General features: G+C 60.7%; 20 protein-coding genes, 1 tRNA gene and 3 pseudogenes. 14 read left to right on the forward strand and 10 right to left on the reverse strand.

The window, feature by feature from the left end; genetic code table 11:
* Positions 1-2: 2 nt before the first annotated feature.
* Positions 3-1,673 carry a phospholipase D-like domain-containing protein gene (locus tag ACOOE2_RS13025; RefSeq protein WP_420383425.1) on the reverse strand — a complete coding sequence of 557 codons (1,671 nt, stop codon included), beginning with the start codon at positions 1,671-1,673 and terminating at the stop codon, positions 3-5.
* A gap of 28 nt (positions 1,674-1,701) precedes the next feature.
* On the opposite strand from ACOOE2_RS13025, the gene ACOOE2_RS13030 reads away from it, so the two are divergent.
* On the forward strand, positions 1,702-2,010 hold the full coding sequence (locus ACOOE2_RS13030; RefSeq protein ID WP_420383426.1) for a hypothetical protein: 309 nt from the start codon (positions 1,702-1,704) through the stop codon (positions 2,008-2,010).
* Positions 2,011-2,428: 418 nt separating this feature from the next.
* On the opposite strand, the gene ACOOE2_RS13035 is transcribed toward ACOOE2_RS13030, so the two are convergent.
* Together ACOOE2_RS13035 and ACOOE2_RS13040 are read right to left on the reverse strand one after the other, a co-directional pair.
* A complete protein-coding gene (locus ACOOE2_RS13035) occupies positions 2,429-3,118 on the reverse strand; it encodes a histidine phosphatase family protein (protein ID WP_420383427.1) in 690 nt (229 codons plus the stop codon).
* A 93-nt stretch (positions 3,119-3,211) separates the two neighbouring features.
* On the reverse strand, positions 3,212-4,381 hold the full coding sequence (locus tag ACOOE2_RS13040) for a heme-binding protein (protein WP_420383428.1): 1,170 nt from the start codon (positions 4,379-4,381) through the stop codon (positions 3,212-3,214).
* A gap of 285 nt (positions 4,382-4,666) precedes the next feature.
* On the opposite strand from ACOOE2_RS13040, the gene ACOOE2_RS13045 reads away from it, so the two are divergent.
* The 5 genes from ACOOE2_RS13045 to ACOOE2_RS13065 are packed head-to-tail and all read left to right on the forward strand — an operon-like array spanning position 4,667 to position 10,141.
* A complete protein-coding gene (locus ACOOE2_RS13045; protein ID WP_420383429.1) occupies positions 4,667-5,068 on the forward strand; it encodes a Dabb family protein in 402 nt (133 codons plus the stop codon).
* A 53-nt stretch (positions 5,069-5,121) separates the two neighbouring features.
* Complete coding sequence (locus ACOOE2_RS13050; RefSeq protein ID WP_420383430.1) at positions 5,122-6,567, forward strand: FAD-binding oxidoreductase; 1,446 nt, start codon at positions 5,122-5,124, stop codon at positions 6,565-6,567.
* A gap of 42 nt (positions 6,568-6,609) precedes the next feature.
* On the forward strand, positions 6,610-7,140 hold the full coding sequence (locus ACOOE2_RS13055; protein ID WP_420383431.1) for a hypothetical protein: 531 nt from the start codon (positions 6,610-6,612) through the stop codon (positions 7,138-7,140).
* Positions 7,140-9,119, forward strand: a complete 1,980-nt coding sequence (locus ACOOE2_RS13060) for a GMC oxidoreductase (protein ID WP_420383432.1) — start codon at positions 7,140-7,142, stop codon at positions 9,117-9,119. Before ACOOE2_RS13055 ends, ACOOE2_RS13060 begins: the two co-directional genes overlap by 1 nt.
* Positions 9,116-10,141 (forward strand): ferritin-like domain-containing protein, encoded by a 1,026-nt coding sequence (locus ACOOE2_RS13065; RefSeq protein WP_420383433.1) that lies wholly within the window; start codon positions 9,116-9,118, stop codon positions 10,139-10,141. The genes ACOOE2_RS13060 and ACOOE2_RS13065 overlap by 4 nt, the downstream gene beginning before the upstream one ends.
* Before the next feature lie 217 nt (positions 10,142-10,358).
* Here the strand turns inward: ACOOE2_RS13065 and ACOOE2_RS13070 are convergent.
* A pseudogene (locus tag ACOOE2_RS13070) lies at positions 10,359-10,607 on the reverse strand (transposase domain-containing protein); the annotation flags it as partial.
* 240 nt (positions 10,608-10,847) lie between these two features.
* Here ACOOE2_RS13070 and ACOOE2_RS13075 point away from each other — a divergent pair.
* The gene (locus ACOOE2_RS13075) at positions 10,848-11,459 is read left to right on the forward strand and encodes an ATP-binding protein (protein ID WP_420384612.1); all 612 of its coding nucleotides are present in this window, start codon (positions 10,848-10,850) and stop codon (positions 11,457-11,459) included.
* A 61-nt stretch (positions 11,460-11,520) separates the two neighbouring features.
* Here ACOOE2_RS13075 and ACOOE2_RS13080 read toward each other — a convergent pair whose 3' ends face one another.
* From ACOOE2_RS13080 to ACOOE2_RS13090, 3 genes are all read right to left on the reverse strand, one after another.
* Positions 11,521-11,811, reverse strand: coding sequence for a ribbon-helix-helix domain-containing protein (locus tag ACOOE2_RS13080; RefSeq protein ID WP_420383434.1), 291 nt, complete (start codon positions 11,809-11,811; stop codon positions 11,521-11,523).
* 4 nt (positions 11,812-11,815) lie between these two features.
* On the reverse strand, positions 11,816-12,463 hold the full coding sequence (gene parA, locus ACOOE2_RS13085) for a ParA family partition ATPase (RefSeq protein ID WP_420383435.1): 648 nt from the start codon (positions 12,461-12,463) through the stop codon (positions 11,816-11,818).
* A gap of 66 nt (positions 12,464-12,529) precedes the next feature.
* Positions 12,530-13,756, reverse strand: coding sequence for a helix-turn-helix domain-containing protein (locus ACOOE2_RS13090; RefSeq protein WP_420383436.1), 1,227 nt, complete (start codon positions 13,754-13,756; stop codon positions 12,530-12,532).
* 310 nt (positions 13,757-14,066) lie between these two features.
* On the opposite strand from ACOOE2_RS13090, the gene ACOOE2_RS13095 reads away from it, so the two are divergent.
* Positions 14,067-14,162 (forward strand) — tRNA-Ser (locus ACOOE2_RS13095).
* Positions 14,163-14,404: 242 nt separating this feature from the next.
* Here the strand turns inward: ACOOE2_RS13095 and ACOOE2_RS13100 are convergent.
* Positions 14,405-14,554, reverse strand: a pseudogene (locus ACOOE2_RS13100) (IS3 family transposase); the annotation flags it as partial.
* Positions 14,555-14,664: 110 nt separating this feature from the next.
* On the opposite strand from ACOOE2_RS13100, the gene tnpA reads away from it, so the two are divergent.
* Genes tnpA through tnpC form a run of 3 tightly spaced genes read left to right on the forward strand, consistent with a single transcriptional unit; the run spans position 14,665 to position 17,016 of the window.
* Positions 14,665-15,093, forward strand: coding sequence for an IS66-like element accessory protein TnpA (gene tnpA, locus ACOOE2_RS13105; protein WP_420381197.1), 429 nt, complete (start codon positions 14,665-14,667; stop codon positions 15,091-15,093).
* Entirely contained in the window at positions 15,090-15,446 is a 357-nt protein-coding gene (gene tnpB / locus ACOOE2_RS13110; RefSeq protein WP_420381198.1) for an IS66 family insertion sequence element accessory protein TnpB, read from the forward strand. The genes tnpA and tnpB overlap by 4 nt, the downstream gene beginning before the upstream one ends.
* 31 nt (positions 15,447-15,477) lie before the next feature.
* Entirely contained in the window at positions 15,478-17,016 is a 1,539-nt protein-coding gene (tnpC, locus tag ACOOE2_RS13115) for an IS66 family transposase (protein WP_420381199.1), read from the forward strand.
* Between the two features lie 12 nt (positions 17,017-17,028).
* On the opposite strand, the pseudogene ACOOE2_RS13120 reads toward tnpC, so the two are convergent.
* Positions 17,029-17,329, reverse strand: a pseudogene (locus ACOOE2_RS13120) (transposase); the annotation flags it as partial.
* Between the two features lie 175 nt (positions 17,330-17,504).
* Entirely contained in the window at positions 17,505-19,823 is a 2,319-nt protein-coding gene (locus tag ACOOE2_RS13125; RefSeq protein ID WP_420383437.1) for a TonB-dependent receptor, read from the reverse strand.
* A gap of 225 nt (positions 19,824-20,048) precedes the next feature.
* Between ACOOE2_RS13125 and ACOOE2_RS13130 the strand changes: the two genes are divergently transcribed.
* From ACOOE2_RS13130 to ACOOE2_RS13140, 3 genes are all read left to right on the forward strand, one after another.
* Complete coding sequence (locus ACOOE2_RS13130) at positions 20,049-20,660, forward strand: TetR/AcrR family transcriptional regulator (RefSeq protein WP_420383438.1); 612 nt, start codon at positions 20,049-20,051, stop codon at positions 20,658-20,660.
* Positions 20,661-20,786: 126 nt separating this feature from the next.
* Positions 20,787-21,992, forward strand: coding sequence for an MFS transporter (locus ACOOE2_RS13135; protein WP_420383439.1), 1,206 nt, complete (start codon positions 20,787-20,789; stop codon positions 21,990-21,992).
* A gap of 2 nt (positions 21,993-21,994) precedes the next feature.
* Positions 21,995-23,002, forward strand: a complete 1,008-nt coding sequence (locus ACOOE2_RS13140; protein WP_420383440.1) for a sugar phosphate isomerase/epimerase family protein — start codon at positions 21,995-21,997, stop codon at positions 23,000-23,002.
* Positions 23,003-23,007: the final 5 nt, after the last annotated feature.

Consider the following 23,007-nt stretch of genomic DNA (forward strand, 5'->3'; position numbering starts at 1 on the left):
GATCATTGCCCTGAGAAATAGAGGCGGCGCAGCGATGCGGCGGTCTGCGCGGCGCCCGGATCGGGATAATAGCGCTTGAGCCAGCTTTCGTCGGGGATGAGATCCTGCGGCTTGAAGTTGGCCGGGTCGCTGGCAGCGGCGCTGGCGGCCGCGTCTCTGAAGGCGTAGCTGGAGAACTGGCGCATGAATTCACCCAGATAGATGTCGGCGGCTCGCTTGTCCGCGATAATGAGCATATTCTCGTGATTGCTCTCGACGCTTGCGTCGCTGAAGTTCGCCGAGCCGGTGATGATGAGCGGGTTTTCGGACAGTGGGTCGACCAGCATGAATTTGGTATGGACCCAGCGCACATTTTCGTGCGCTGCCAGACCGTCGCGTTCCTTCAGCCAGCGATCGAATTCGTTCATCGTGATATTTTGTCCGATCGCGACGACGGCATTGGGCAGAGCACGGATCGCATCGATCGTCTGTTGAGCTTGCGCCTTGTTTTTGCCGACGCCGACGGAATCCATGAGCGCGAAGCGTAGCACATCGTCCCGCTGTGAATAGACGGGAACGAAGTCCTTGTTCATGCCGAAGGCAAAGGTCATGAACAAACCCCGCCCTGCCTTGGCCGCAATGTCGGCATAGCGTTGCAGGGTCGCGGTTCCGTGTTGGGGCGAGAATACTTCCAGGATTCCGGCGGGCAAAGGATCGGGCGGGGTCGGCGTCTTGCCGTCAACCCAATCGCGCATTTCGTTGAGCGGAGGATCCTTCTGCAGTTCCTCCCAGAAATCCAGGTAGGTCTGCGCGACGGCCTGATCGCGGACGATATGCGCGCAGTTCAGATGCCCGAAGATACCGTTTTCGGTATAGTTCGTAGAGCCCGACAGCACCGCCACCGGCGCGCCGGCTTCGCTCAGCACGATAAACTTGTTGTGCATGATCTTGCCCTGCGTGAAACCCTGGCAGAAACTGTCGATGCCGGCTGCGCCGATGGCTTCCTCATTGGCTGCAACCGGGTCTTGCTTGGCATTGTCGATCGCGTCGAAGATGACCTTGACGTCGACACCTCGCGCCTCAGCCTGCTTGAGTGCGTCGAGGATTGCGGGCCATTGGAATTCGTAGATCGCAACCCGCAAGGCGAAGCTCGGGCCGGTCGCCTTGGCAATAAAACCTTCAATTGCTTCGATCAGCCCTCGCGAAAGCCAGTCATAGGCGGCCTGACCTACGACGTTCGGCGCCTTGTTTTGGAAGCGCCGGGCATATTCTTGCGATGCGATAGCACCGCGATTGAAATAGACGCTGTGGATGCCGTCGTCTTCGGCCTCGGTGCGAATATCGATATCCAAGGCGGCGCCGGGTGTCAGCGCTCCGGGTTGCCCGTGCATGGGGACGATCGAGTAGATATATTCGTGCCCCGGCTTGGCGGTATAGTCCCCCCACTGGAAAGTTTGATAGGGCTGGTCCAGGCTCGTCGCTGTTCCTCCCGGAGGCAGGGGCGAAGAGCCCGGGAACGTCTTCATGCCGCGCAGCCAATAGTCCTCGCCCTCGGTCTTGTCGGAGCGCTTGATAGCAAAGCCGAGAAGTCCGGTTCGTAACGCCGGATCATCGATATCCCAGCCCAGGATGACGACGTAGGTGCCAGCGGTCGCCTGGCCGATCAACCCCGATTGCTTGGCTTGGTTGCGCATGCGTTCAACTCCCTCCAACGATCATGGTATGACAAGTCAGCTATGGAAATATGACAAATACATTCATTCCGGCAAATTTCACGCAATCATTTCGGCAGGCGGCGACGAACGGAAACTGACCTTGGCCGAGTTGAGAGGGCGTGAGCTCCACTTGGTGAAGAAGGCGCTCGCAATCGCCGCGTTGACGATCGAGCGTACGCCTGGGCCATTTCAGAGCGCGTCGGACATGACAGACATGAAGGAACTGCTCGATCGGCTCATCGAATCTGATGTCGAGCTAGAGCATTATGCCCGTGCCGCGCACATTTCCGTGACCGGTGAGGCGCCTGAGGGGTGAACGGGGCTTCCGTTCGGATCGTTTTCGTCAGTGGGCAGCTTGGCGCCCAAATGTCGTCGGTCGAGTACGTCGTTATGTTCAAAGGGTTTGGGGCCGATAGGCGTACAAAACCGGACGGGTACGACCCGCGGAGCCAAGCGAAGGGCTATGGGATTTTGGGATTTCAGGCCGGATTGTTGAGCGGATAGCGGGCCGCCTTGCAGTAAATGAAACTCGACGCGGCCCTTGACGAAGTCTGTGGCCGAGAATGCCGAGTAATCGTCGGCGCGTCCTCGGGTTGGTGTTGCTTCGTCTACTTGATGAACCACTGGATCTGGCGCAGTGGCGCCCTCATGGGGGCAAGGCTCGGGTTCTAGCGCAAGAGCGGCACGGACGACTCAGCCGAATCGACGTCAGACATCTCCCGCCCATCCCTCTATTATTTCGATTTCCCCGCCCAAGTCGAAAGCTGCGGCGGCGGCGCCACGGTCGGCGGTTCGGTGATATAGGCCTGCTTGGGCAGAATATGGTCAGGCAAGAGCATCTGGGTGAAAATTTGGGCGCCATCAGCGGTAAAGCTGCGCTCAAACGCGAAGGCGCCGCCGTTCGGGACGTCCAAGGCCATCATCTCGGCGTCGCTGAGGTGAATTAAATTGGCGACCAGCGCCCGGATCGCGCCGAAATGCGAGAAAGCCAGCACGTCGGCTCGGTCGAGCAGAGGGGACACCTCTTTCAGAAAACCGAGCACCCTGCGCTTCGCCTGAAGCCCACTCTCGCCGCCTTGCCCGGCATCGTCCGCCTGCTCATCCATGCGCTTGTCGTATGCAATGCCATAATCGCGTTCATTCAGAAGCGGCGCAATCCGCGGGCGAAGCGACAGAAGATTCATCTGGTCGAGCGTGATGCGGGCAGTCTGCTGAGCGCGATTGTATTCCGATGCGAACACCTCGAGAGCGAAGTTCCCAGGCTTGCCCCAGCGCGGCTCGATCTGTGCCAAGATCCCGGCGGTGGCCAACGCCTGCCTGATGCCGTTCGTCGTCAAGCAAAGCGCACTGTCATTATAGGCGTAGAAGGCTGGATCCTCGTTGCCGGTGCTCCCACCGTGACGAACAAAAATAAGCCGATTCATATGAACTCTCGCTTGAAAGAGGAATTCTCGAAACTTGTCGAATCACTTATGGGCCCGGTCGGGCAGCGCAGTCGTACATCCACCCAGACAGAGTCAGGTCCGCGTGACCCCGCCTGGTTCGTCGGGGTCAACGGCGCGGATCAGGGTGTTAATGGTGATGTGGGGCCAGCGGATCAATCCGGGCGTTCCGTCGGTGCGCGGGTGGAATTCGAGCATGACCCTTTGCGCGTATTGCAGGACGAAGCGCGGCGCGGCGCCATCGTCGAATTCAATCTTCTGGATCCAGAAGATTGAATTCACTTTCGTCGCATTGGCTTGGCAGCCGACGAACGGAATGTTGGTGACGTTGCCCATCACATCGCTGTCGACGATGATCGTCTTCATCTCCGTGATCTTGCCCCCCTTGCCGGCGAACGGACCGGTCGGGTCGGCGAGCACGCGCTCGATCGCGCCGTCGAGCAGATGCAGGGGATCGGCGGGCGAAAAGCCTGGAAAACCAAGTTTAGTTTCAACGCCGAGAAAGGGCGAGTCGATGAATTTCTGGTAAGGTGCGAGGTAGTCCTTGGTGACCGGCTCGTTGGCTTCGAGCCCGATCGGCAGACCGTCGAACAAGGAACGCAATCCCGGATCCTTGAAATCGGGCGGCGCATGCGTAACCGGCGAGTCGAACCCCATCGCAAGGACGGCGTCGCCATGCGGTATGCTCGCCATCCGCCCGAGATTGGGGCCAGGTCCGTCGATATTGTCGCATGCTCCCAGACGCCCCGATAGATTGAAGAAGATGCCCGTCTCGGCGTGGATGCCGACCTTCTCCGGGCTTATAACGCCGTCGCCGGGCGCAAGCGTGCTGCCCTTGGGCGTGTCGTTCACGTCGGGGGTGGCGACGTCCACCAGGCCAGCGGCATTTGTGGCCGCGTCAACCGCCTTGAGCTGGTCGATCTCCTGAAGATACATCAACGCCGCGACGTGCTGATCGTCGCCGCCATCACCGCGGTTGGGAACGCCGAGGTCGCCAAGCGAAAACCTGAGGCGCTCGAGCCCCTGGTTGAGCAGCAGGCGGTAGCGAAACGGGAACTTTTCTTCGGGACCGAATGGTAAGGCGATCATGTTCCACATGCGTCGCTCAAAGCCCTCGTCATTGACCCAGGTGCCCTTCAACTCGCCGAGCAGTCCCAGACGCGTGTCTTGGCGGACGTCCCCGTCCAGGTGCGACTGGGCACGCCCACGTTCCCACTTTGAAACGCCCTGCAAAAGTTCCGTCATATCGCCCCTCCCATAATATTTGGTGCAGTTGTATCAGGGACACGCCGCGCCACTGTCACCGTTCGGCCGCGCCGATCAAACGTAAACATTGATGGCCGATCGCAGAACGCGATCACCATGCACAACTGCGCTTTAAGGCGAGCAGATCTTGAAATGAAGGTTCTTCCCGCCCATCACAATATTGCTATGCGACAGCTTTAGAGTCAAGGTGACCGACCGATGCGAACAGCGGTTGGAAAAACCAATTGCTCGCGGATTGTTGAGTTTGTAGCATGGATAGCGCGTGTGATCGGCGATCGATCACTGCGATTACCGGCGAGCGGGGGCTTTATGGAAAAAGAGACGGACATTTCGTGTAAGTACTTCGCTCACATGGTTTTTTTCCAGCTTCTCGATCTTTCGGATCCTGCCGTCGACGCCTTTCTCGACTATTGCGTCCGATATTTGTCAGGTCATGACGGACAAGTTCATTTCTCCCTCGGATTGCGCGCAGTCAACATCCATCGAGACGTGAGCGATTCTTCGTTCGATGTCGCGATGCATATCGTCTTTAAAAATCGCGGAAAATACGACGACTATGCCGCGAGCCAGCAGCATGCGGATTTCATAACCGACACCGCAGGCATGTCGACGGGTCGGCGCGTCTCCGATTCCTACATCGAACGGGCTGTCGTTGGCCTCCCTTGATCGCGCCCGCACCGCCTACGCGAAGCTCCCCATGCAACTGGTTCGGAGACAAGATGACAAAAATCGTCCATCAATTGGCAAAGGCGATGAACGGGCGCGTGGCAGGACCGGGCGACGCCGATTATGCCAACTGCATCCGCATCGACAACGGCCGCATAAATCGTCAGCCGGCAGCCGTTGCTCTACCTCTCGACGCCGCCGACATTGGCGCTGCGATACGCTTCGCCCGCGACGAGGGCCTGAAACTCACCGTCCGCTCGGGCGGCCACAGCGCGACCGGCTATAGCCTGAACGAAGGCGGAATCGTGCTGGATCTGCGCGGGCTGTCGGACATGTCGCTCGATATGGTAAGCAATGTCCTCACGCTCGGCATGGGTTCGATCTGGCGCGACGTTTATAATTACATGCGCGTCAGCCGTACCGGGCTGGTGCCGGTCGCGGGTGGCTGCCTCGGGGTCGGTGCCGGCGGCTTCCTGCTCGGTGGCGGCTACAGCTTCGTTTCGCGCTCCTACGGCCTAGGCATCGACAATGTCGAAGCATTGACGATCGTGTTGGCGGACGGGTCGGTTAAACGGGTCTCGCGCGCGTCGACGGGGGACGACGCGGACCTGTTCTGGGCGGCATGCGGCGGGGGCGGCGGCAATTTCGGGGTCGCGGTCGACGTCGACATCAGGACCCACCGGCTCGCCCAATCGACCGTGCTGGCGGGGCAGATACTGTTTCCCTTCTACCGAATCGAAGAAATTCTGCCTGTTTACAACGAACTGGCTGCGACATGTCCCGCCGCGCTGGCGATCTACGGCTTCCTCGGCAACCAGCCCGATCCGCGCAACGGCGGGGCGCCCGCCCTGTTCCTGCGCTTCACGCCGATCTTTAACGGCGCGTTCGACGAGGGGATGGCGCTGCTCGCCCCATTGTTCAAACTGCGTCCGTCGAACGTTTCGCTCTATTCGATGACCTTGCCCGAATTCGAGATGATGGCCGGTGGGTCGACTTCGGTGTCTGGGCGCGGCGCCTATATCCGCTCGGCATTGATGCCGCCCGGCGCAATGACCGCGAAACTTGCCAAGGTATTCAAATACCACATGTCGCGGATGCCGGGTACCGACTCCTTCGTGGTCTGGACGCATGCAGGTGGCAAGATCGCAGACGTAAAACCGGAGGAAACCGCCTACTGGCATCGCAAGAGCCTGTTCATGCCTGAGGTTAAGGCGATCTGGGACGCCAACCGTCCCCAGGACGCGCGTCAAGTAATCGAATGGGCATACGACTTCTTCGAAGACCTCGCCGCCCACGCCGAAGGCGCCTACCTGAACTACATCGACCCCCTCCAGCGCGACTGGAAGCGACAATACTACGGCGAAAACCTCGATCGTTTGGTCGCGGTGAAACGCAAGGTCGATCCGCATGACCTGTTCGCGTTCCAGCAGGGGTTGAATTCTGATTTTGAGCCCGATGGTCGCAAACCCCTCGATCTCGATCCGCTGAGCATCACGTAAACACCCGGCGCGCACCGTTTCGCCATCCTAAGGACGCTGCCGATGGACATCTCTCGAATACATAACCATCCTGCGGGAATCGCGCTCGCAGCGCATTACGATACCAGCGAGGACCGCCCTGGCGAGTTCGAAAAATTCGTCGCGATATCGGTCGCGCTGACCGGCTTCAGCGAGGCGGAACTGCGTTCCACGGGTCTGGTGCGAACCTATTTTGACGAGATGGCGCTCATTATCGGGCGAACGATACGCGGCGATTTTCTGGACGCGGTCGCTGGCGATCCTGCCAATGCCCTGAAACTGGACCCCTGGAGGCCGCTGGGACAGAATCTCGTCAGAATGTGGTATGTTGGCCAATGGAAGGCGATGCCGCCAGGTTGGGCGACGACTAACTTCGCCGAACCGGACGGTTCCGGCGCGACGCAGCCGCCTCCGGGCTATAACGAGTTTGGCCGCGATACCACCCGGGTGCTTTCGGCCGCCGGCTACCAGGAGGGGCTCGTGTGGCGTGCCATAGGCGTCAACCCGCCCGGCGCAAAACAGCCGGGTTTCGCCAGTTGGGCGCGCGGGTTGTGATGCCGGACACCCCGAACATATCCGAGCGCCACTACGATGTCGTCGTCGTGGGTGGCGGCGTCGCCGGTGCGGTGCTCGCCAAGGTCCTGGCGGAACTCGCATATCGAGACGGCAAGTCGGTTTCTATCCTGATTCTCGAAGCGGGGACCGGCGTTGCCGGGGGTGACGTAGCGCATGACGCCTATCTCCAAGGCTATTACGCAGCCTTGATCAAGACGCCCAATTCGCCTTATCCAGTCTCCACCAACGCCCCGTCGCCCGAAGATCTGGCTTTCCTCAAGGCGCCGGACGACCGCTATCTGGTCCAGCGCGGGCCGCTGACCTTTGGCAGCAACAATCTGCGCATGCTGGGCGGAACGACCCATCACTGGATGGGGATCTCCCTGCGAATGCTGCCGACAGACTTCCGAATGATGGACGAGTACGGAGTCGGGGTGAACTGGCCGATCTCGTACGACGATTTGCGTCCCTATTACGAGAAGGCGGAATGGGAGTTGGGCGTTGCGGCCAACGTCGCCGACCAGCGCAAGATCTATGACGACGGCGCGAACGACTATGGTGAAGGCTACGAATATCCGATGCTCCGCGTGCCGGTCAGCTACCTGGACAGGGTCCTGAGCGAAAGGATCGGCAACGATTTCAAATTCCAAATGGCCGATGAATCCTATCCAGTCCGGCTTGTATCGATCCCGCAGGCGCGCAACTCGGTACCTCGGGGACCGGCAGAAGCCAGCGATCCACGCGACTACATCGCGGTTGCGCGTCGGGGCCAAAGTCGGCCGTATCAACCGAGCGGTGCGCCCGAGGACCTTACGACCGGCGCGGGACAGCGCTGCGAGGGCAACGCCAGTTGCATTCCGATCTGCCCTTCGCGCGCCAAGTACAATGCGCTCAAGACGATCGAGGAATTGATGCAGTTGGCACGTCTGCCGGGCATCCACGTCGATATCGTAACGAAGGCTGTCGCTTCGGAAGTCATCGTCGGTACCGACGGCAAAGTCTCGTCGATCGAATATCTCAATTACGATGACTCCAACGCGTCCTACGCGACGACGCGTCGCACGACCGGCCGCCGCTTCGTCCTGGCGGGCAGCGCGATCGAGAATGCAAAACTGCTGCTGGCATCGCGCCACGACGACAAAGTCGTCGCCAACAGCAGCGATTGCGTCGGGCGGCATCTGATGGACCACCCCTTCATCCTGTCCTGGGGCCTGATGCCCGAAACCGCGCCGGTGGACGGTATGCGCGGGCCGCCCGTCACGTCAGATCTTCCGATGCGCCACGGCGGCTTCCGGCGGAAACACTCGGCGTTCCGGACTGATGTCAGCAATGCCGGATGGGGCCTGGCCGACGGCGCCCCATATACCGACCTGGAGCGGATGATCGATCCGCAATCATACAAGGGCAAATATCCCAGCGAGACGATCGACGAGATAGTGCCGCGCGATCCTTTGCACGGAGAGGCGCTGCGAGCGCGGATGCGATCGCAATTGCGTCGTCAGATCATGCTCGGCTTCCTGATGGAACAACTGCCTGATCCCGACAATCGCGTGACGATTGACGCCTCGCATCGCGACGCCTTGGGCCTGTGCAAACCGGTGATTCGCTATGACATCGGCGAATATACGCGCGCCGGGATGGCGGAGGCCTATCGGTTCGCCAGTACGTTCTACGCAAGAGTGGGCGCGATCGAGTTTACCGACCACGCCGCACAACTCGGGGACAAGGTGATAGTCGGCAGCCAGACCTTCAAATATATCGGCGCGGGGCACATCATGGGGACACACCGCATGGGAAACAGCGCTGCGGATTCGGTGGTCAACAGCTTTCAGCAGTCCTGGGACCATCCCAATCTATATGTGGTCGGGTGCGGCAGCATGCCCACAGTCGGCACGTCCAATCCAACGCTCACGGCGACAGCGCTATCGATTCGCAGCGCGGAGCATATCTTCCACAATCTGGAGCTCGCGGAACGATGAGCGAATCCGCAGAGGACCGGCTGCACCGGCTGCACCGACTTCTTCAGCAAGCGCTGGAGGTCGAGCTTTTCACGATCCCACCCTATCTCACCGCGCTATATTCTATCATCGAAGGTACCAATCTCGCGTCGGTCAAGATCATTCAGAGTGTGGTCATGGAAGAGATGCTGCACGCGGTTCTTGTGGCCAACGTCATGAACGCGGTGGGCGCGCGCCCCCGCGTCTTGGCGGGTGAGGACGGTCTGGGGCCAAGACGCACTGCGTATCCCGCTCAGGCGCCGCACATGTCTCGTCCATTAGTGGTCGATTTGCTGCCGTTTTCCGATGCAGCGGTAAAAGTGTTCATGGATATCGAACGACCAGAATCGCCCGAGACCGACTGGAGCAAAACCGGGGGGATCGAAACGATCGGGCAATTGTATGCCAAGCTGCGCAATGTGATGATCGCCGTGAGCGAAGAAATCGGCGAAGACGCTTTGTTCTCGGGCGAGGTCGCGCGGCAGTTCGACGCCGGCGACTATTATGGCGCGGGGGGGCGGCTGGCGCCGGTGCGCTGCCTTGTCGACGCGTTGGCGGCGATTGACGTCATCGCTGAGCAGGGCGAGGGCCGGGTGAAGACGACCAATCAGACGGGTGACGACATCCGATTTGGCCAGCCCAAGGAAGTCGCACACTTCTACCGCTTTCAGGAAATCTGCGCGAAGCGCTACTATGATCACGATGACGACGTCGGCATGCCGACCGGTCCGCGACTGGCGGTCGACTGGGATGCGGTCCGACCGATCGGCCGATCCGTGCCGACAGCCCCGCCAGCCGGGTTCGACGGCGTGTCGGCAGCGTTTGAGGCGAGCTACGACGGTCTGCTCATGGCGCTTGATGCCGCCTTCAACGGGAACAAGGCGGCCTTGCTCGCCGCGGTACCGTTGATGCAGCGGCTCAAGGTAAAAGCGATTGAAATCATGCGGATCGAGATCTCCTGCGGCAAGACCAGCCTCCCTCCCTTCTGGTTCATGCAAAGCTGATCCAGCGCGGCCTCGGGTTCCGGGTACGTCGGCACGGTCGCAGCAGGAACCACGAACAAAATGAAGGACGCCGCCAGCATCCTCGGTTGCCAGGTCAGGGCTCTCTGCCGCACCGCGTCGTAACCGCCGCGGTAGCCAAGCCCCTGTAGTTCCTCGAACACCCTGACCATCGTCAGCCGTTCGGTAAGCATACGCCGAAGGCCGCGGCGTGTTTCGATCAGCCGGCAAATGCGAGCCGATTGGCGCACCAGTTCCATGGCAACAGCGCGTCGAGCCGGCTGACAGGTTGATCTGCGATGCGGGCGAGGATGTCGGCGAGCCATGCCTGCGGATCGACCTCGTTGAGCCGGCAGGTCTGGACCAGCGAGTAGGCAATGGCGGCGCGCTGACCGCCACGATCCGAGCCGCAGAAGAACCACGACTTGCGCCCAAGGGGAACACAACGCAGCGACCATTCGGCGGCATGGCAGGCCATGCTGAGACGGTGCTGCGTTACAATGGCGCTTATACCCATCCCTATCCGCTCGAATGGCTGAGCCGCGGCACCAAAATCCGCCTGCATCACGCGAGGCCTGTCATCGCGGGCGGGCGCGTGGTGGGCGTGGTGCTGGTCTCGCGGAGCCCGCGCGCGCTGTTTCGCGGCATGTGGGAGGATCGCGGCAAGATCGCGACCGGCACTGCAGCGATCTTTCTCTTTCTGGTGGCGATGACAACGCAGCTCGGGCGCACCATCATCCGCCCGATCGAAGCGCTGAGCCGCGCCACCCGCGCGCTGGCCGAGGGCCGAAAAGCCGACCCACCGCAACGCACCCTGCGTGTCACTGAGATCGACAGGTTGATCCGCGACTTTGCCACCATGGCCGCCGATGCCGAAAGGCTGAACCGCCTGATTTCGCGGCTGTTGGAACTGGGCAAGGCAGACATGCAGCGCCCAGTGGGTAACGCAGGTTGCAATGTCACGAGCTTGCTCGTCAGGCTGGCCGACGGCCTTTCTGGGGAAGGCTTCTCGGTGACCTATAAGGTGCCAGAGAGCATGGATTCGCCGGCAATTGATGCGCATGCGCTGGAAACCGTACTCACCACGCTGATCGACAATGCCCGCGCCGCAGGAGCGAGACGGGTTGCAATGGAAGTCTCCCGCCACGACGACGATTTGCTTATCACGATTGCCGACGACGGCAGAGGCATTCCCGAAGCCGATCACCAATGGGATCTTCGAACCGTTCTTCACCAGCAAGCGCGCGGAAGTCGGGACCGGCCTCGGCCTCCCCATCGCGCGGGCGTTGATCGAGGGCAACCGGGGCAGTTTGAACCTTGAGCGTTCGAACTCAGGTTCGCGCTTTAGTATCACCCTCCCTGTCATCTAGGCGGATTCAGGTTTACCCCCCGATCGGGCTTTCGCCATATTTGCGCAACACGTCGTCGAAAGCCTCAGCCATCAGAGCTTGAAGGCTCAGTCCGCGTTTCCGGGCGCAGACGTGCATGGCGAGCGACATTTCAGGCGAGAAGTAAGCCGAGATGGCTTTGCGACCGATGCGACTGGGCGATGGGGTCGGCGCGATAGGGGCGAAGACTGCTGACGAGTCAAAGGTGGTAACCGACGCTTTGGATTTAATCGGCTCATTACCGCCGTCGCGAGGTTTATCGGCGAGATTCGCAAATCTGCTCATGGGTTTACTCCGCCATAAGTGCGCGGGTGGACATGGTCACATGTGCGGTGCTCCACATATAGAGGGCGGTGATTTCCGCCGCTGCCTTGCCGTCGGGTTCGAACTCGATAACGGAAGCCCCCGCTGCGCTGGCATGGCGATAGACGGCGCGGTCAGGCAAGATTTGCGGACAGGCCTTGATCCCGAAGCTCCTGACCAGTTCGGCCGCTTCCTCATACATCCGTGCCGCATGCGGCGGCCCAGCGGTGAATACGACGAAGGCGGGCTTATCGAATAGCCGGACCAGGCTGATCGTGGTCTTGATAGCCGCCAGGTCAAAGGCGCTCGGTCGGCAGGGAATGAGCACCAGATCGGCAGCCTCGACCGCCCTGCTTGCCGCGCTGTCGGCGTGGGGCGGCGTGTCGATCACAACGAAGGTGGCGCCCTGGGCTTTGGCCTGATCCACCTTGTGCTGAATTCGCGGCGGCGCGCTGTCGATGACTTCAGGCGCACGTTCCGAGCGCCAGGAACCCCACTGACTGGCGGTAGCCTGCGGATCAGTATCGATGATGAGGGTAACTTGCCCAGCGGCCTCGGCGACCGCAGCGAGATTGACGGCCAGAGTGGTTTTGCCCGAGCCGCCCTTCTGGCTCACAATGGCGATAGTGGTCATGGTCAATCCTTGTCATGTTCACATGTGGATGAGTGAGAATGTTCGAGTGTGAAGCGGTGAACACCTTTACCCGCCATGGATGTCAGGGTCGCCCTTGCTCGAAACGCGGCGTTCAATTGTCGCCATCAACCGGGCAGCCACGTGCGCCATCGGCCCTGCAGGCTGCAATGTTGACGGTTGATCGTCAGCCACGGCCTGCGGACGCGCGTCTCTCGCCAGCCCAGCATCACGCTCGCTGGCCCGGAACATCCCAGCAAGATTGACGCCCGCCGACTGGGCTCGCCGGCTCATACCTGACAGACATCGAGCGGGCGACAGCACCCGATAGCGATGCCCCGTCGGAAGCTCGAAGTTTCGGTCGATAATGAGCACGCTGAGCGCAGCCCGCTCCCGCCCGAATTGCTGGCAAGCCCGGCCCCAGGTGCCCTGTGCGATGCCAAGCCGTCCGCAACTTCGCCACGACGCCTCGATGAGGTTGGGCCATGTCGGTCCGCCAAGCGTCTCGACCACGCTCCGGTAACCCTCGGTGGCCACGCTGAACGCTGTGTCCGGCCTGATTCGCTCCAGCGGATCAGGCCCAAGCGCGGTACGCCTTCGTGATGATTTTTTGTTCTGTATATTGGGTGAGCAGTTTTCTTCCGGCGCGTCGGAAGTTTTCAGCGCACGGGGATCAGGTTCTGGTGCAAATTCGATGGCGGCGAGCATGGCGGACAAGGCCTCGCGGATAGCTATCAGGCGGTCAATTTGGATGATCCGCGCCGTTCGCCCATCGGGCAGGATCATCTCGGCCCGCTCGCGCAAGGTCTCATCACCTGACTCGCGGATGCGCTGACCGATCTGACGGATCTCGGCGCGGCACTGATGGATGGCTCGGGCCTGGATGTCCAAAGTCGTGGCCTTGGCTTTCATCTCCGCAAAGCGGTCCACCAGCGGCGCGAGGTTGATTCCTGCTGCCCAGATGATCGTCCCGTCCTGCCGGTCACCATTCCGTTCGCCATTGATCCCGGCATTGCGGACGATAAAGCCCGCGCGTTCCAACTCGCGCTCGGCCGAATTGATCGAGCGAGGCGTCAAGCCGATCGCTCCGGCGAAGCGGCAAGCCTGCGTCCAGACCGCGCAGATCCGGCCGGTCAGGTAGTCGCCGTCCATTGTCTTCAGGACATAGTGCCGAACCAGCGCTACCGCTGTCGAAGACAGACCGAAGCCGGGCCTCGCCACCTGCTCGAACAGGCGCAACAGGTCGAAGCGGGTCGTGCCCGATGGCAATCCATTATGGGCAAGGGTGGTGCTCATGGGAGCCCTCCCTTCCATTCAATGCTTGCCCGCGATTCCGCGGCAAGGTAATCTGATCTTGTAGCTGCCCAGCTATATCGTGGACCGTTGCGGAGGGTTGCAGCCCTCCCAACGGTCTTTCGGTTACCGTAGATTCGCTCGTTGCGCGTTTGGCGCTTCTTGCGCGTTCTGCGCGTAACCGACGGTTCTGAAGGTTGTTTTTACCCCCTTGCGAGGTGTGACGACTTTCGTGCCGACACAGGATGTGGTTCGTTGCGTCCGTTGCGCGTTCTGCGTGGGACATAACGGCATGAAAACAGAGGAAATTACGGGAATTCAAGCGGTTGGAAATTGTCACGTCCGGGTTTGCTAAACCGTCGTACTGGTAAATCCGGTACCGAGAGTTCGAATCTCTCCGTCTCCGCCAAATACTGATAATAAAGTATTTTCTAGCAAACCCGCGCCGTAGCGAGGCTCGGTCACAGCGCCTGGCACCAGCACTCTTCAGCGTATTTCTAGCCGCTCAATTCCAGCCTTTAGTGCCCATAGCAGCTGACGTGACCCCCAACCTTCATCCAGTCGCGATTAGAGCCTCGGCGTCGTTGTTGCGCGAGAGCGCGGGTGAAGCAAGGGGCTGCGTAGCGTAGCCTCCGGCTATGCGGAGCGCAGCAGCCCTTGCAGCTTCTCACGCAACCCCGCGTCGTCGTCACGGCGTGCCGCATAGCGCACGACCGACCGATCCGCCGCAATGACCCTGCACGCCCGCCGCTCGCTGACATCGAGCAGGGCCTGAAGATGCGCGACAGCTTCCCGCTTGGCGTAAGCGCTGTCCGGCCCCCACCTTGCGTGGGTGATGCCCAGCGTGGAGTTTGCGCGGCCTGATTTGGGCCGAGGGCGTTACTCCTATGATAATCCCGTGTGATGATCCTGTGAGCAAGGGCCCGCAGCGGTTCGAGATATTCACGGGCAAAGGCAAGCGGCGGGAATGGCCGCCGGAGCTCAAGGCCTCGATTGTCGCGGAATGCTATACTGGCGGCGAGCGTGTCGGCGCTGTCGCGCGGCGACATGGGCTTGATCCTTCGCAGGTCTATGCCTGGCGGAAGGATTTGCGCAAAGAACTTGAGGGTCAGGGATTGGCGCCTCCCCTGACAGAGCCGGTCAGCACGATGTTCGTGCCAGCAGTGGTCGAGCCGTCCACGCGACCGGAACCGGTAGCTGCGCGCCGAACACGGCGCAGGCGGCGTACCACAGCTGCTGCTGTCGAACTGGAGATCGATGGCGTGGCGGTGAAGATTGCGCGCGGCGCCGATGCCGGCGTGATTGCCGCGGTAATCGAAGCGCTCAAGGCCCCGCGATGATCGGGCCCGGTTCCGGCGCGCGCGTGATGGTCGCAACGCGTCCGGTAGATTTCCGCAAAGGGCCTGACGCGTTGGCTGCGCTGGTCGGTGCCGAGTATGGCGGCGATCCCTTTTCCGGAGTGATCTACGTGTTCCGGGCCAAGCGCGCAGACCGGATCAAGCTGGTCTGGTGGGACGGCACCGGCCTGTGTCTGATGGCCAAGAAACTTGAGCAGGGCGGCTTCAAGTGGCCGGGCATTCAGGATGGTGTGATGCGGCTGACGGCAGCGCAATTGGGCGCGCTTCTGGAAGGGCTGGACTGGCGCCGGGTGCATGGCGGACGCAAGCCCATCGCCCCGCAAATTGCCGGTTGACGGGGCTTTCTCCTGCTGATTCAATGCGTCCATGCTCATGGAAGCGGACCTTCCCGAAGACGTTGAAGCGCTGCGTGCGTTCGCACTCGAGCAGTCCCGCAAGCTCGCCGAAGTGACGGCGGCCAAGGGCGAGGCGGACGCCGAGATCGAGCGGCTGCAGTCGATTGTCGATGCCTTCATGCGCCACCGGTTCGGTGCGCGTTCCGAACAACTTGACCCTGATCAGTTGCAGCTTGGCCTTGAAGATGTTGAGACCGCGCTGGGTCAGGCTCGTGCGGCACGCGACGCGGCAATCGGCCAGTCCAGGTCTGACCGACCACGCAAGGTCAACCGTGGCTCGCTGCCTGCGCATCTCGAGCGGATCGAGCAGGTTGTCGATATCGAGGACAAGACTTGCCCTTGCTGCGGCGGGGCGCTCCATCAGATCGGTGAGGACGTTGCCGAACGCCTTGATGTGGTGCCGATCACCTTCCGGGTGCTGGTCACGCGCCGGCCTCGCTACGGCTGCCGCGCATGTGAGGGTGCAGTCGTGCAAGCTCCGGCACCGGCGCGGATCGTCGAGGGCGGCATTCCGACCGAAGCACTGATCGCACAGGTCCTGGTCGCAAAATACGCCGATCACCTGCCATTGTACCGGCAAGCCCAGATCTACGCGCGGCAAGGTATCCAGCTTGATCGCTCAACGTTGGCGGATTGGGTTGGCAGAGCAGCATGGTATCTGCGCCCTTTGCGCGACCACATCCTGGAACGATTGCGACGATCCGAGCGATTGTTCGCCGACGAAACAACAGCGCCGGTGCTCGATCCCGGGCATGGCCGGACCAAGACGGGGCAACTGTGGGCCTATGCGCGCGACGATCGCCCATGGGGCGGCGATACCCTGCCAATGGTCGCTTATGTCTATGCCGCCGACCGCAAGGGGGAACGGGCGGAAGCGCATCTCGGCAATTTTGCGGGTATCCTGCAGGTCGATGGCTATGGCGGCTACACCGCGCTGGCCAAGCGCCGACAGCAGATCGTTCTCGCGTTCTGCTGGGCGCACGTCAGGCGCAAGTTTTACGAGCTGGCGGACAATTCCCCGGTCGCCGTCGAAGTGCTGCAGCGGATCGCAGCGCTCTACAAGATCGAGGACGAGGTGCGTGGTGCCTCTGCTGAACAGCGCCAGCAAATCCGACATCAGCGCAGCCGCGTCATTGTCGACGACCTGCGGACATTTCTCGAGACCAAAAACCGCCAAGTCAGCGCAAAGGCCAAGCTCGGCGAAGCCATCCGCTATGCGCTGACGCGCTGGGATGGCTTGTCACGGTTCCTCGATGACGGTCGCGTCGATCTCGACAGCAACACCGTCGAACGCAGCATCAGGCCGCTCGCCCTGAATCGCAAAAACGCCCTGTTTGCTGGTTCGGACGAAGGCGGCGACAACTGGGCGGTGATCGCCACGCTCATCGAAAACTGCAAGCTCAGCGGCATCAATCCGAATACATGGCTGACGCAGACGCTCGAAAAACTGGCCAACGGTCATCCGGCGAACAGCGTCGGCGAACTCATGCCGTGGATCGCCGTGGCCTGAGAACATCGCTTACCGCTTGGCGGCGGGCATTACCATTTTTGACAGCAAGTCCTTCAGGCCAGCGTTGTCCAGCATCGCATCCGCCAGCAACCGCTTCAGCTTCGCGTTCTCGTCCTCCAACGCTCGAAGCCGCTTGGCCTTCGAGCGCAGGCCGGCGCAGCTACACCTCCAACCCGCCATACTTGGCCTTCCAGTTGTAAAGTGTCGCCTCGGAGATGCCGTGCTAGCGGGCCGACTACCCGGTCTTTGCGCTCGCTTCGGCTTCCTTCAGCACCCCGATAATCTGCTCTTCCGTAAACCGCATCCGCTTCATCAGTCCGTCCTTCCATGGGCCGGACTCTAATCGCGTCTGGACGAAAATCAGGGGGGCACGTCCGGTCACGTCAATCGAGATACAGTATGAAATTCATGGCCTTGATCACAAACGGCGCTGCGGGATGGCATCCACGTCGGACCACCCTCGCAGCGTCGCCTGGATTTTCACATCATCAGAACTTGTAGCCGGCGCGAAGACCAATGGTCCGAACAGAATCATAGCCCCACCGCTGTGTAGTGGTCAGCACTTGCGGACTTAATGTTCCATCGCCGCCATCTGTCCCGATCGACAACGGACGGATTGCATTGGTGCAGTTCTTGCAAAACACGCTAACATTCACGTTGCCGGTTTTAAGCCCGACATTGGCATCGAGCGTATCCCAGGTGGGGATCCGCTGCGCCGGCGCAAAGCCCGACGACAGCGGCGAGCGATGGTACCAGCTGACGCCGACCACGCCGCTGAGCCAGCTGTTGAGAGGTGCGTCGTAGTCCGCGCCCAGTGTCGAGGTAAACCTGGCCGAAAGCGGGATCTGATAGCCGGCTGCGTTGAACGAACTGCTGTTCTGGCATCCGGCAGTGGCCTGTGCCGGATAGCACTGCGCGCCGGGATAGTTGTTGTACTTCGCATCTGTATAGCTGCCCATGCCCGACAGGGTAAGACCCTGCGTCACGCGCGCCTGGAACGACGCTTCCACGCCCTTGGTAGTTGCAACCGCCGCGTTGGAAAGCACGAACGTGCGCAGCGCCGTCACGAACGATTGCACCTGCAGGTTGTTGAAGCGTGTGTAGTAACCGGCCACACTCACGGTAAGCTTGTGATCGAACATCTGGCTCTTGATGCCAATTTCGCCGCCCTTGGAAATTTCGGGCCGGACCGCAAGATCGGCACCTGGCGCAGGGGACGTGTTCGAGAAACCGGGTCCCTTGTAACCCTGGCCATAAAAACCATAGATCAGCGTGTTCGGCCGGGCTTGCCAGTCTCCGCCGACCTTGAAGCTGAAATTCGTGGCCTCGGTCGTTTGCACCGAATGGTTGTCGGGCACGCCCAGTGTCACGAAATACGTGCCGGTATTTTCCAGCAGATCGATCGACGCATGGTCATGGGTCAGTCGGCCGCCCGCAGTTAGCTTGAACGTCTCAGTCAGGTTGTATCCGACCTGTCCGAACGCCGCATAACTGTTCTGCTTGAGCGTGAAGCGGTAATCCTGCCCCAGAAACGACGCGTTGCTGGCCGGACAGGCGGCCGGCGGCGCCCCCAGAGTGGTCGCGCCGACACAGAACGGGAATGTCGGCAGCAGGAAGCCGGGCAAGCCGTTGTTGCCACCAAGCGCACCCTGCTGATTGTTCGACGAATGGTAATAATACAATCCAACCTGGCCCGAGACTACGCTCGTATCCGGCAAAGCCAGACGCAGTTCATCGGAATACTGATTGTAGTTTTCATGCGCCGTGTTGGTGTCGAAAAAATTGATCGCGGTGTTGTCTGAATCGAACTGATAGTGATCGGTCAGATGCTTCCACGCGGCAATGTTCACGAGCTGAATGCCACTGGCAAACTTGTAGGAGATATTGGCCTGCGCCCCGCCGGTTTCCACATCGCGAAAATTGGGTGCGTCGGACTGATAGATCAGATTGTCGTTGCCCGATGGCACGCCCAGTGCGGTGTACTGGCTGCCTGCACCCAGCTGGCGGTACGTTACGTCATAGCGCCCGGATATCCCGCGCTGATGGGAATAATCGCCGATCACATAGATCGAAAGAGCATCGTCGGGCTGGTACAAATATTTTGCGCGCAGGCCCAGATTTCGCGTACCCAGATCGTTGCGTACCGCGGGATTGACCTCGGGATAGGTAACAGGATCCTGGCCGCTATAGATCGCATTCAGGCGCAGCGCGCTGTTTTCGGACACGGGCAGGTTCAGCGTTGCACGGCCCTGGATGCCGTGCCCATTGCTGATGGGACGATCGCGTGTCACCAGTTCGAGGTCGGCGTTGCCGGACGTCTCGCCCAGCTTGGGCTTGGTCGTGGTGATATTGACGAGACCGGCCGAAGCGTTCTTGCCGAACAGCAACCCTTGCGGACCGTTCAGTACTTCCACCCGGTCAAGGTCGTAAAAGGCATTCGTCGCGAATTCGTTGCTGCCCAGCACCACGTCATCGACAACCTGGGAAACGCTGGATTCCACCGTCGTTGCAAAGCTGCCCGTGCCGATCCCGCGTATCGAGAACGTGTTGTCCTGTTCCACTTGCAGACTTGGCGCAAGCTTGGTCACCGCGCTCAGGTCGTTGACACCCTTGCGGGTCAGCGTCGCGCCGCTGAGGACAGTCACGCTGACCGGAACTTTCAACACGTTTTCCGTACGCCGCTGCGCGGTAACGACAATTTCGGACTGGTCGGCAACCGGCGCAGTTTGCGCCTCGGCAGCCATGGCTGCGATCGGGTATGTCGATACCCCAAGCATGAGCCCGGCAAGTGTGTAAATTTTTCTCATGGTTTTTCTCCTCCCAAAGAACGGGCAGCACCGACTTATTGCCAGGAGAAGCAGCCCTGCCCTCCCCGCCAGCGGGGAGCGTCGGAACCAAACGTACCTCTCCAGCGGCGCCAGTGTCATGCTCACTGCAGTTAATCACCGATTAGATGTGCTTCGTTTATTTTTCCTGGAGAGGGTTGTCAAGTGCCCGCACAACCGATTAGCCGAACCGCAAAGGAAACCGAGATGGGCACGCCGAAACCGTCATATCACCGCGAAAATCTGAAAGAGGACCTGTTGGCCGCAGCGTTCGCTTATGTGGAGGATCAGGGGCACGACGACCTGTCGGTGCGCAAACTCGCGCAAGTGGTCGGGGTGTCGCCCGGGGCGCCTTATCATCACTTTCCCGACCGAAGGTCGTTGCTGATCGCGGTGGCGATGGAGGGATACAAAATTCTGACCGAGGATGCGATGCGCGAGGCGCAGCTTCACCTTGAAGGCGCTGAAATCCTCTATCGCGTGTGCATGTCGTTTCTGCGTTTCGCCCAAAAGCACCGCCGACTGATGGAGTTGATGTACGAGAGCGAACTGACCCGGCCGGTGCTTGATCCGGCAATCCTGAAAGCCCAGCAAAGCGGCTACCAGGTGTTCCGCAACGCCATGAAACTGGCAGGCCCGCACTTGCCGCAAGAAGATTTCGGCGCCTGCCTCGCTACGGTATGGTCGGCAATGTACGGCTTTGCGCTGATGCGGGATCGCCAGATGATCCAGCCGCACGACGAGATCAGCGAAGACCAGTCCGACGCTGCGGCTGATGCCATCGTGCGCCAGGCGATCCGTCTTGTCATCGTTCGCTGACGCACCCGCCTGTTTTCAAACGTTGCCATCCACGCGGCACCAAAACTCCTTGACAGTGCGGCCGGGACAAATCTAATCACTGATCATATAACCGGATCAAGCCCGGCAAGTCGATCAAGGTGAGAGATGTCGATCACAAGGGTAAGGGCGACCAGCCCGGGCACTGCCCAAGGCCTGACGGTGATTGCAGCCGGGTTCCTGCCGATCCTGGCGATCGTCTCGTTGTTCCCGGCCATCCCATCGATCATTGCGCATTTTTCTGCCGTCCCCAACGCGCAGATCAAAGTCCCTTCCGCCGTATCGGCGCCTGGCCTCACCATTGCATTGCTCGCATTTGCAGCGGGCATCACGGTCGATCGCTTCGGCCGCCGCCGACTGCTGCTGATTGCGACCGGATTTTATGGCCTGCTGGGCGCAGCGCCGTTCTTTCTCGACAATCTCGATGCGATTTATGCCTCGCGCCTGTTGCTGGGTGTGTCCGAGGCCGCGGTGCTTACCACGCTCAACACGCTGATCGCCGATTACTGGGACGAACAGGGCAGGCGCAACTGGCTGACCTTGCAGGGCATGGCGGGGCCGTTTGCTGCGTCGGGCGTGATTTTCCTGTCGGGCTATGTCACGTCGCTGCGATGGAACGCGTCGTTCCTCATCTATCTTGTTGCCGTTCCGATCTTCATCGCAGTGTGGCTGTTTCTGTATGAACCGGAGCCTGTCGTTCGCACAGCGTCCCGAACCGCGCCCGATGCGCCGTTTCCATGGTCCGGCGTGCTGACCTTTGCGCCGGTCACACTGGTGGCCTCGGCGCTGTGTTACGTGTTCATCATCAACGGGGCCAGCGCCTGGCAGGAAGCCGGCGTTCAGAGCGCTGCCGATATCGGCCGGTTGAGCGCTGTTCCCAGCCTGTTCACGGTGGTCGGTTCGGGCGTTTACTGGATCCTTGGCAAGCAGTCGCCGCGCTTGCGGCTGACCGTGTTTCTTGCGCTGCTCGGCGTCGGGCTCGGCATGATCGGATTTGCCCATGACTGGCGCGGCATGATCGCCGGCATGGTCGTTCAGCAGACCGGCGTCGGCATGGCGATCCCCACCCTGATCGTCTGGGCCCAAAGCTATCTGCCGTTCGAACATCGCGGTCGCGGCATGGGCGTGTGGACCGCCTGTTTCTTCTTCGGCCAGTTCGTATCGCCTATTCTGATCGGTGGTGTCCGGCTTCATGCCGGGTCCATGCAGGGCGCCTTCGTGGCCGCCGGCGCGTTCGGGCTGGCGACGGCATTTGTTGTCAATCTCGCGCTGGCTGGCCGGCGCGCATCCCCCCCTTCCCTTTCCGAGGTTTGATCATGTCCAGAATTGCGCGCGGCGTCAGTCTTTACAGCTTCCAGGAGGAAATGTTCCTGGGCCAGATGACCGTCGAGGATTGCGTCGCGTTTGCCGCAACCATCGGCGCGGCGGGGATCGAAATTCTGCCCGAACAGAACATGCCGACGTTTCCCGACATTACCGACGCCCAGATCGGACAGTGGCGCGACATGCTCGCCCGCCATGGCGCGCATTTCACCTGCTATGACATGTTCCTCGACACCAAGCGGCGCAAGGACCGCCTGATGACCGACGACGAACAGGTCGAAAGCATTCACCGCGACCTTGTCCTCGCCAACCGGTTGGGCATCACCAACATGCGCGTGCTGATCTTCGTGCGGCCCGACATCCTGGAAAGATGCGTGCCCATGGCCGAAAAGCTGAATGTCCACATGGGGGTGGAGGTTCATGCGCCGTGGTACCTCGATCATGCCTGGATCCTGCGCACGATCGAGGTTGCCGATCGCCTGGGCACCAGCCATCTCGGCATCCTGCCCGACATGGGCATTTTCATGAAGCATTACCCGCCCGCATTTCGCGCCCGTTTCGAGCGGCAGGGTGCCCGGCCCGAAGTGGCGCAATTCATCGTCGATCAGCATGAGCAGAAAGTGATGGCGGAATACACCATCTACGAAGTCGCGGTGAAGATGCAGGGCAACAAGGCCGAAGTGGCGATGGCCGAAACCTTGCGCCATGCGCCTTATGCCAATCCGAAGAGAATTGGCGATTTTGCCCCCTATTTCCGCCATATCCAGGCCAAATTCTATGAAATGACCGAGGATTGCCGGGATCCTTCACTGGCATACGAAGAAGTCATCCGCGAACTGGTCAAAGTTCGCTGGGAAGGCACGCTGTCGAGCGAGTACGAAGGCAATCGCTGGATCCAGGATGTGCATCCGGTCGACAGCCGCGAACAGGTTCGTCGCCAGCATGCCATGTTCGACCGGCTGATCGCCCAGGCAGAAACCGAAAACAGGCAGAAGGCATAAGCGTG

Source organism: Novosphingobium sp. (genome assembly GCF_965214355.1).
Taxonomy (GTDB): Bacteria; Pseudomonadota; Alphaproteobacteria; order Sphingomonadales; family Sphingomonadaceae; genus Novosphingobium.

Bases quoted from the DNA above. Each gene is read 5' to 3' on its own strand.
- ACOOE2_RS13025 (WP_420383425.1), bottom strand. From the start codon at position 1,673: ATGCGCAACCAAGCCAAGCAATCGGGGTTGATCGGCCAGGCGACCGCT.
- ACOOE2_RS13030 (WP_420383426.1), top strand. From the start codon at position 1,702: ATGACAAGTCAGCTATGGAAATATGACAAATACATTCATTCCGGCAAA.
- ACOOE2_RS13035 (WP_420383427.1), bottom strand. From the start codon at position 3,118: ATGAATCGGCTTATTTTTGTTCGTCACGGTGGGAGCACCGGCAACGAG.
- ACOOE2_RS13040 (WP_420383428.1), bottom strand. From the start codon at position 4,381: ATGACGGAACTTTTGCAGGGCGTTTCAAAGTGGGAACGTGGGCGTGCC.
- ACOOE2_RS13050 (WP_420383430.1), top strand. From the start codon at position 5,122: ATGACAAAAATCGTCCATCAATTGGCAAAGGCGATGAACGGGCGCGTG.
- ACOOE2_RS13055 (WP_420383431.1), top strand. From the start codon at position 6,610: ATGGACATCTCTCGAATACATAACCATCCTGCGGGAATCGCGCTCGCA.
- ACOOE2_RS13060 (WP_420383432.1), top strand. From the start codon at position 7,140: ATGCCGGACACCCCGAACATATCCGAGCGCCACTACGATGTCGTCGTC.
- ACOOE2_RS13065 (WP_420383433.1), top strand. From the start codon at position 9,116: ATGAGCGAATCCGCAGAGGACCGGCTGCACCGGCTGCACCGACTTCTT.
- ACOOE2_RS13075 (WP_420384612.1), top strand. From the start codon at position 10,848: ATGACAACGCAGCTCGGGCGCACCATCATCCGCCCGATCGAAGCGCTG.
- ACOOE2_RS13080 (WP_420383434.1), bottom strand. From the start codon at position 11,811: ATGAGCAGATTTGCGAATCTCGCCGATAAACCTCGCGACGGCGGTAAT.
- parA (WP_420383435.1), bottom strand. From the start codon at position 12,463: ATGACCACTATCGCCATTGTGAGCCAGAAGGGCGGCTCGGGCAAAACC.
- ACOOE2_RS13090 (WP_420383436.1), bottom strand. From the start codon at position 13,756: ATGAGCACCACCCTTGCCCATAATGGATTGCCATCGGGCACGACCCGC.
- tnpB (WP_420381198.1), top strand. From the start codon at position 15,090: ATGATCGGGCCCGGTTCCGGCGCGCGCGTGATGGTCGCAACGCGTCCG.
- tnpC (WP_420381199.1), top strand. From the start codon at position 15,478: ATGCTCATGGAAGCGGACCTTCCCGAAGACGTTGAAGCGCTGCGTGCG.
- ACOOE2_RS13125 (WP_420383437.1), bottom strand. From the start codon at position 19,823: ATGAGAAAAATTTACACACTTGCCGGGCTCATGCTTGGGGTATCGACA.
- ACOOE2_RS13130 (WP_420383438.1), top strand. From the start codon at position 20,049: ATGGGCACGCCGAAACCGTCATATCACCGCGAAAATCTGAAAGAGGAC.
- ACOOE2_RS13135 (WP_420383439.1), top strand. From the start codon at position 20,787: ATGTCGATCACAAGGGTAAGGGCGACCAGCCCGGGCACTGCCCAAGGC.
- ACOOE2_RS13140 (WP_420383440.1), top strand. From the start codon at position 21,995: ATGTCCAGAATTGCGCGCGGCGTCAGTCTTTACAGCTTCCAGGAGGAA.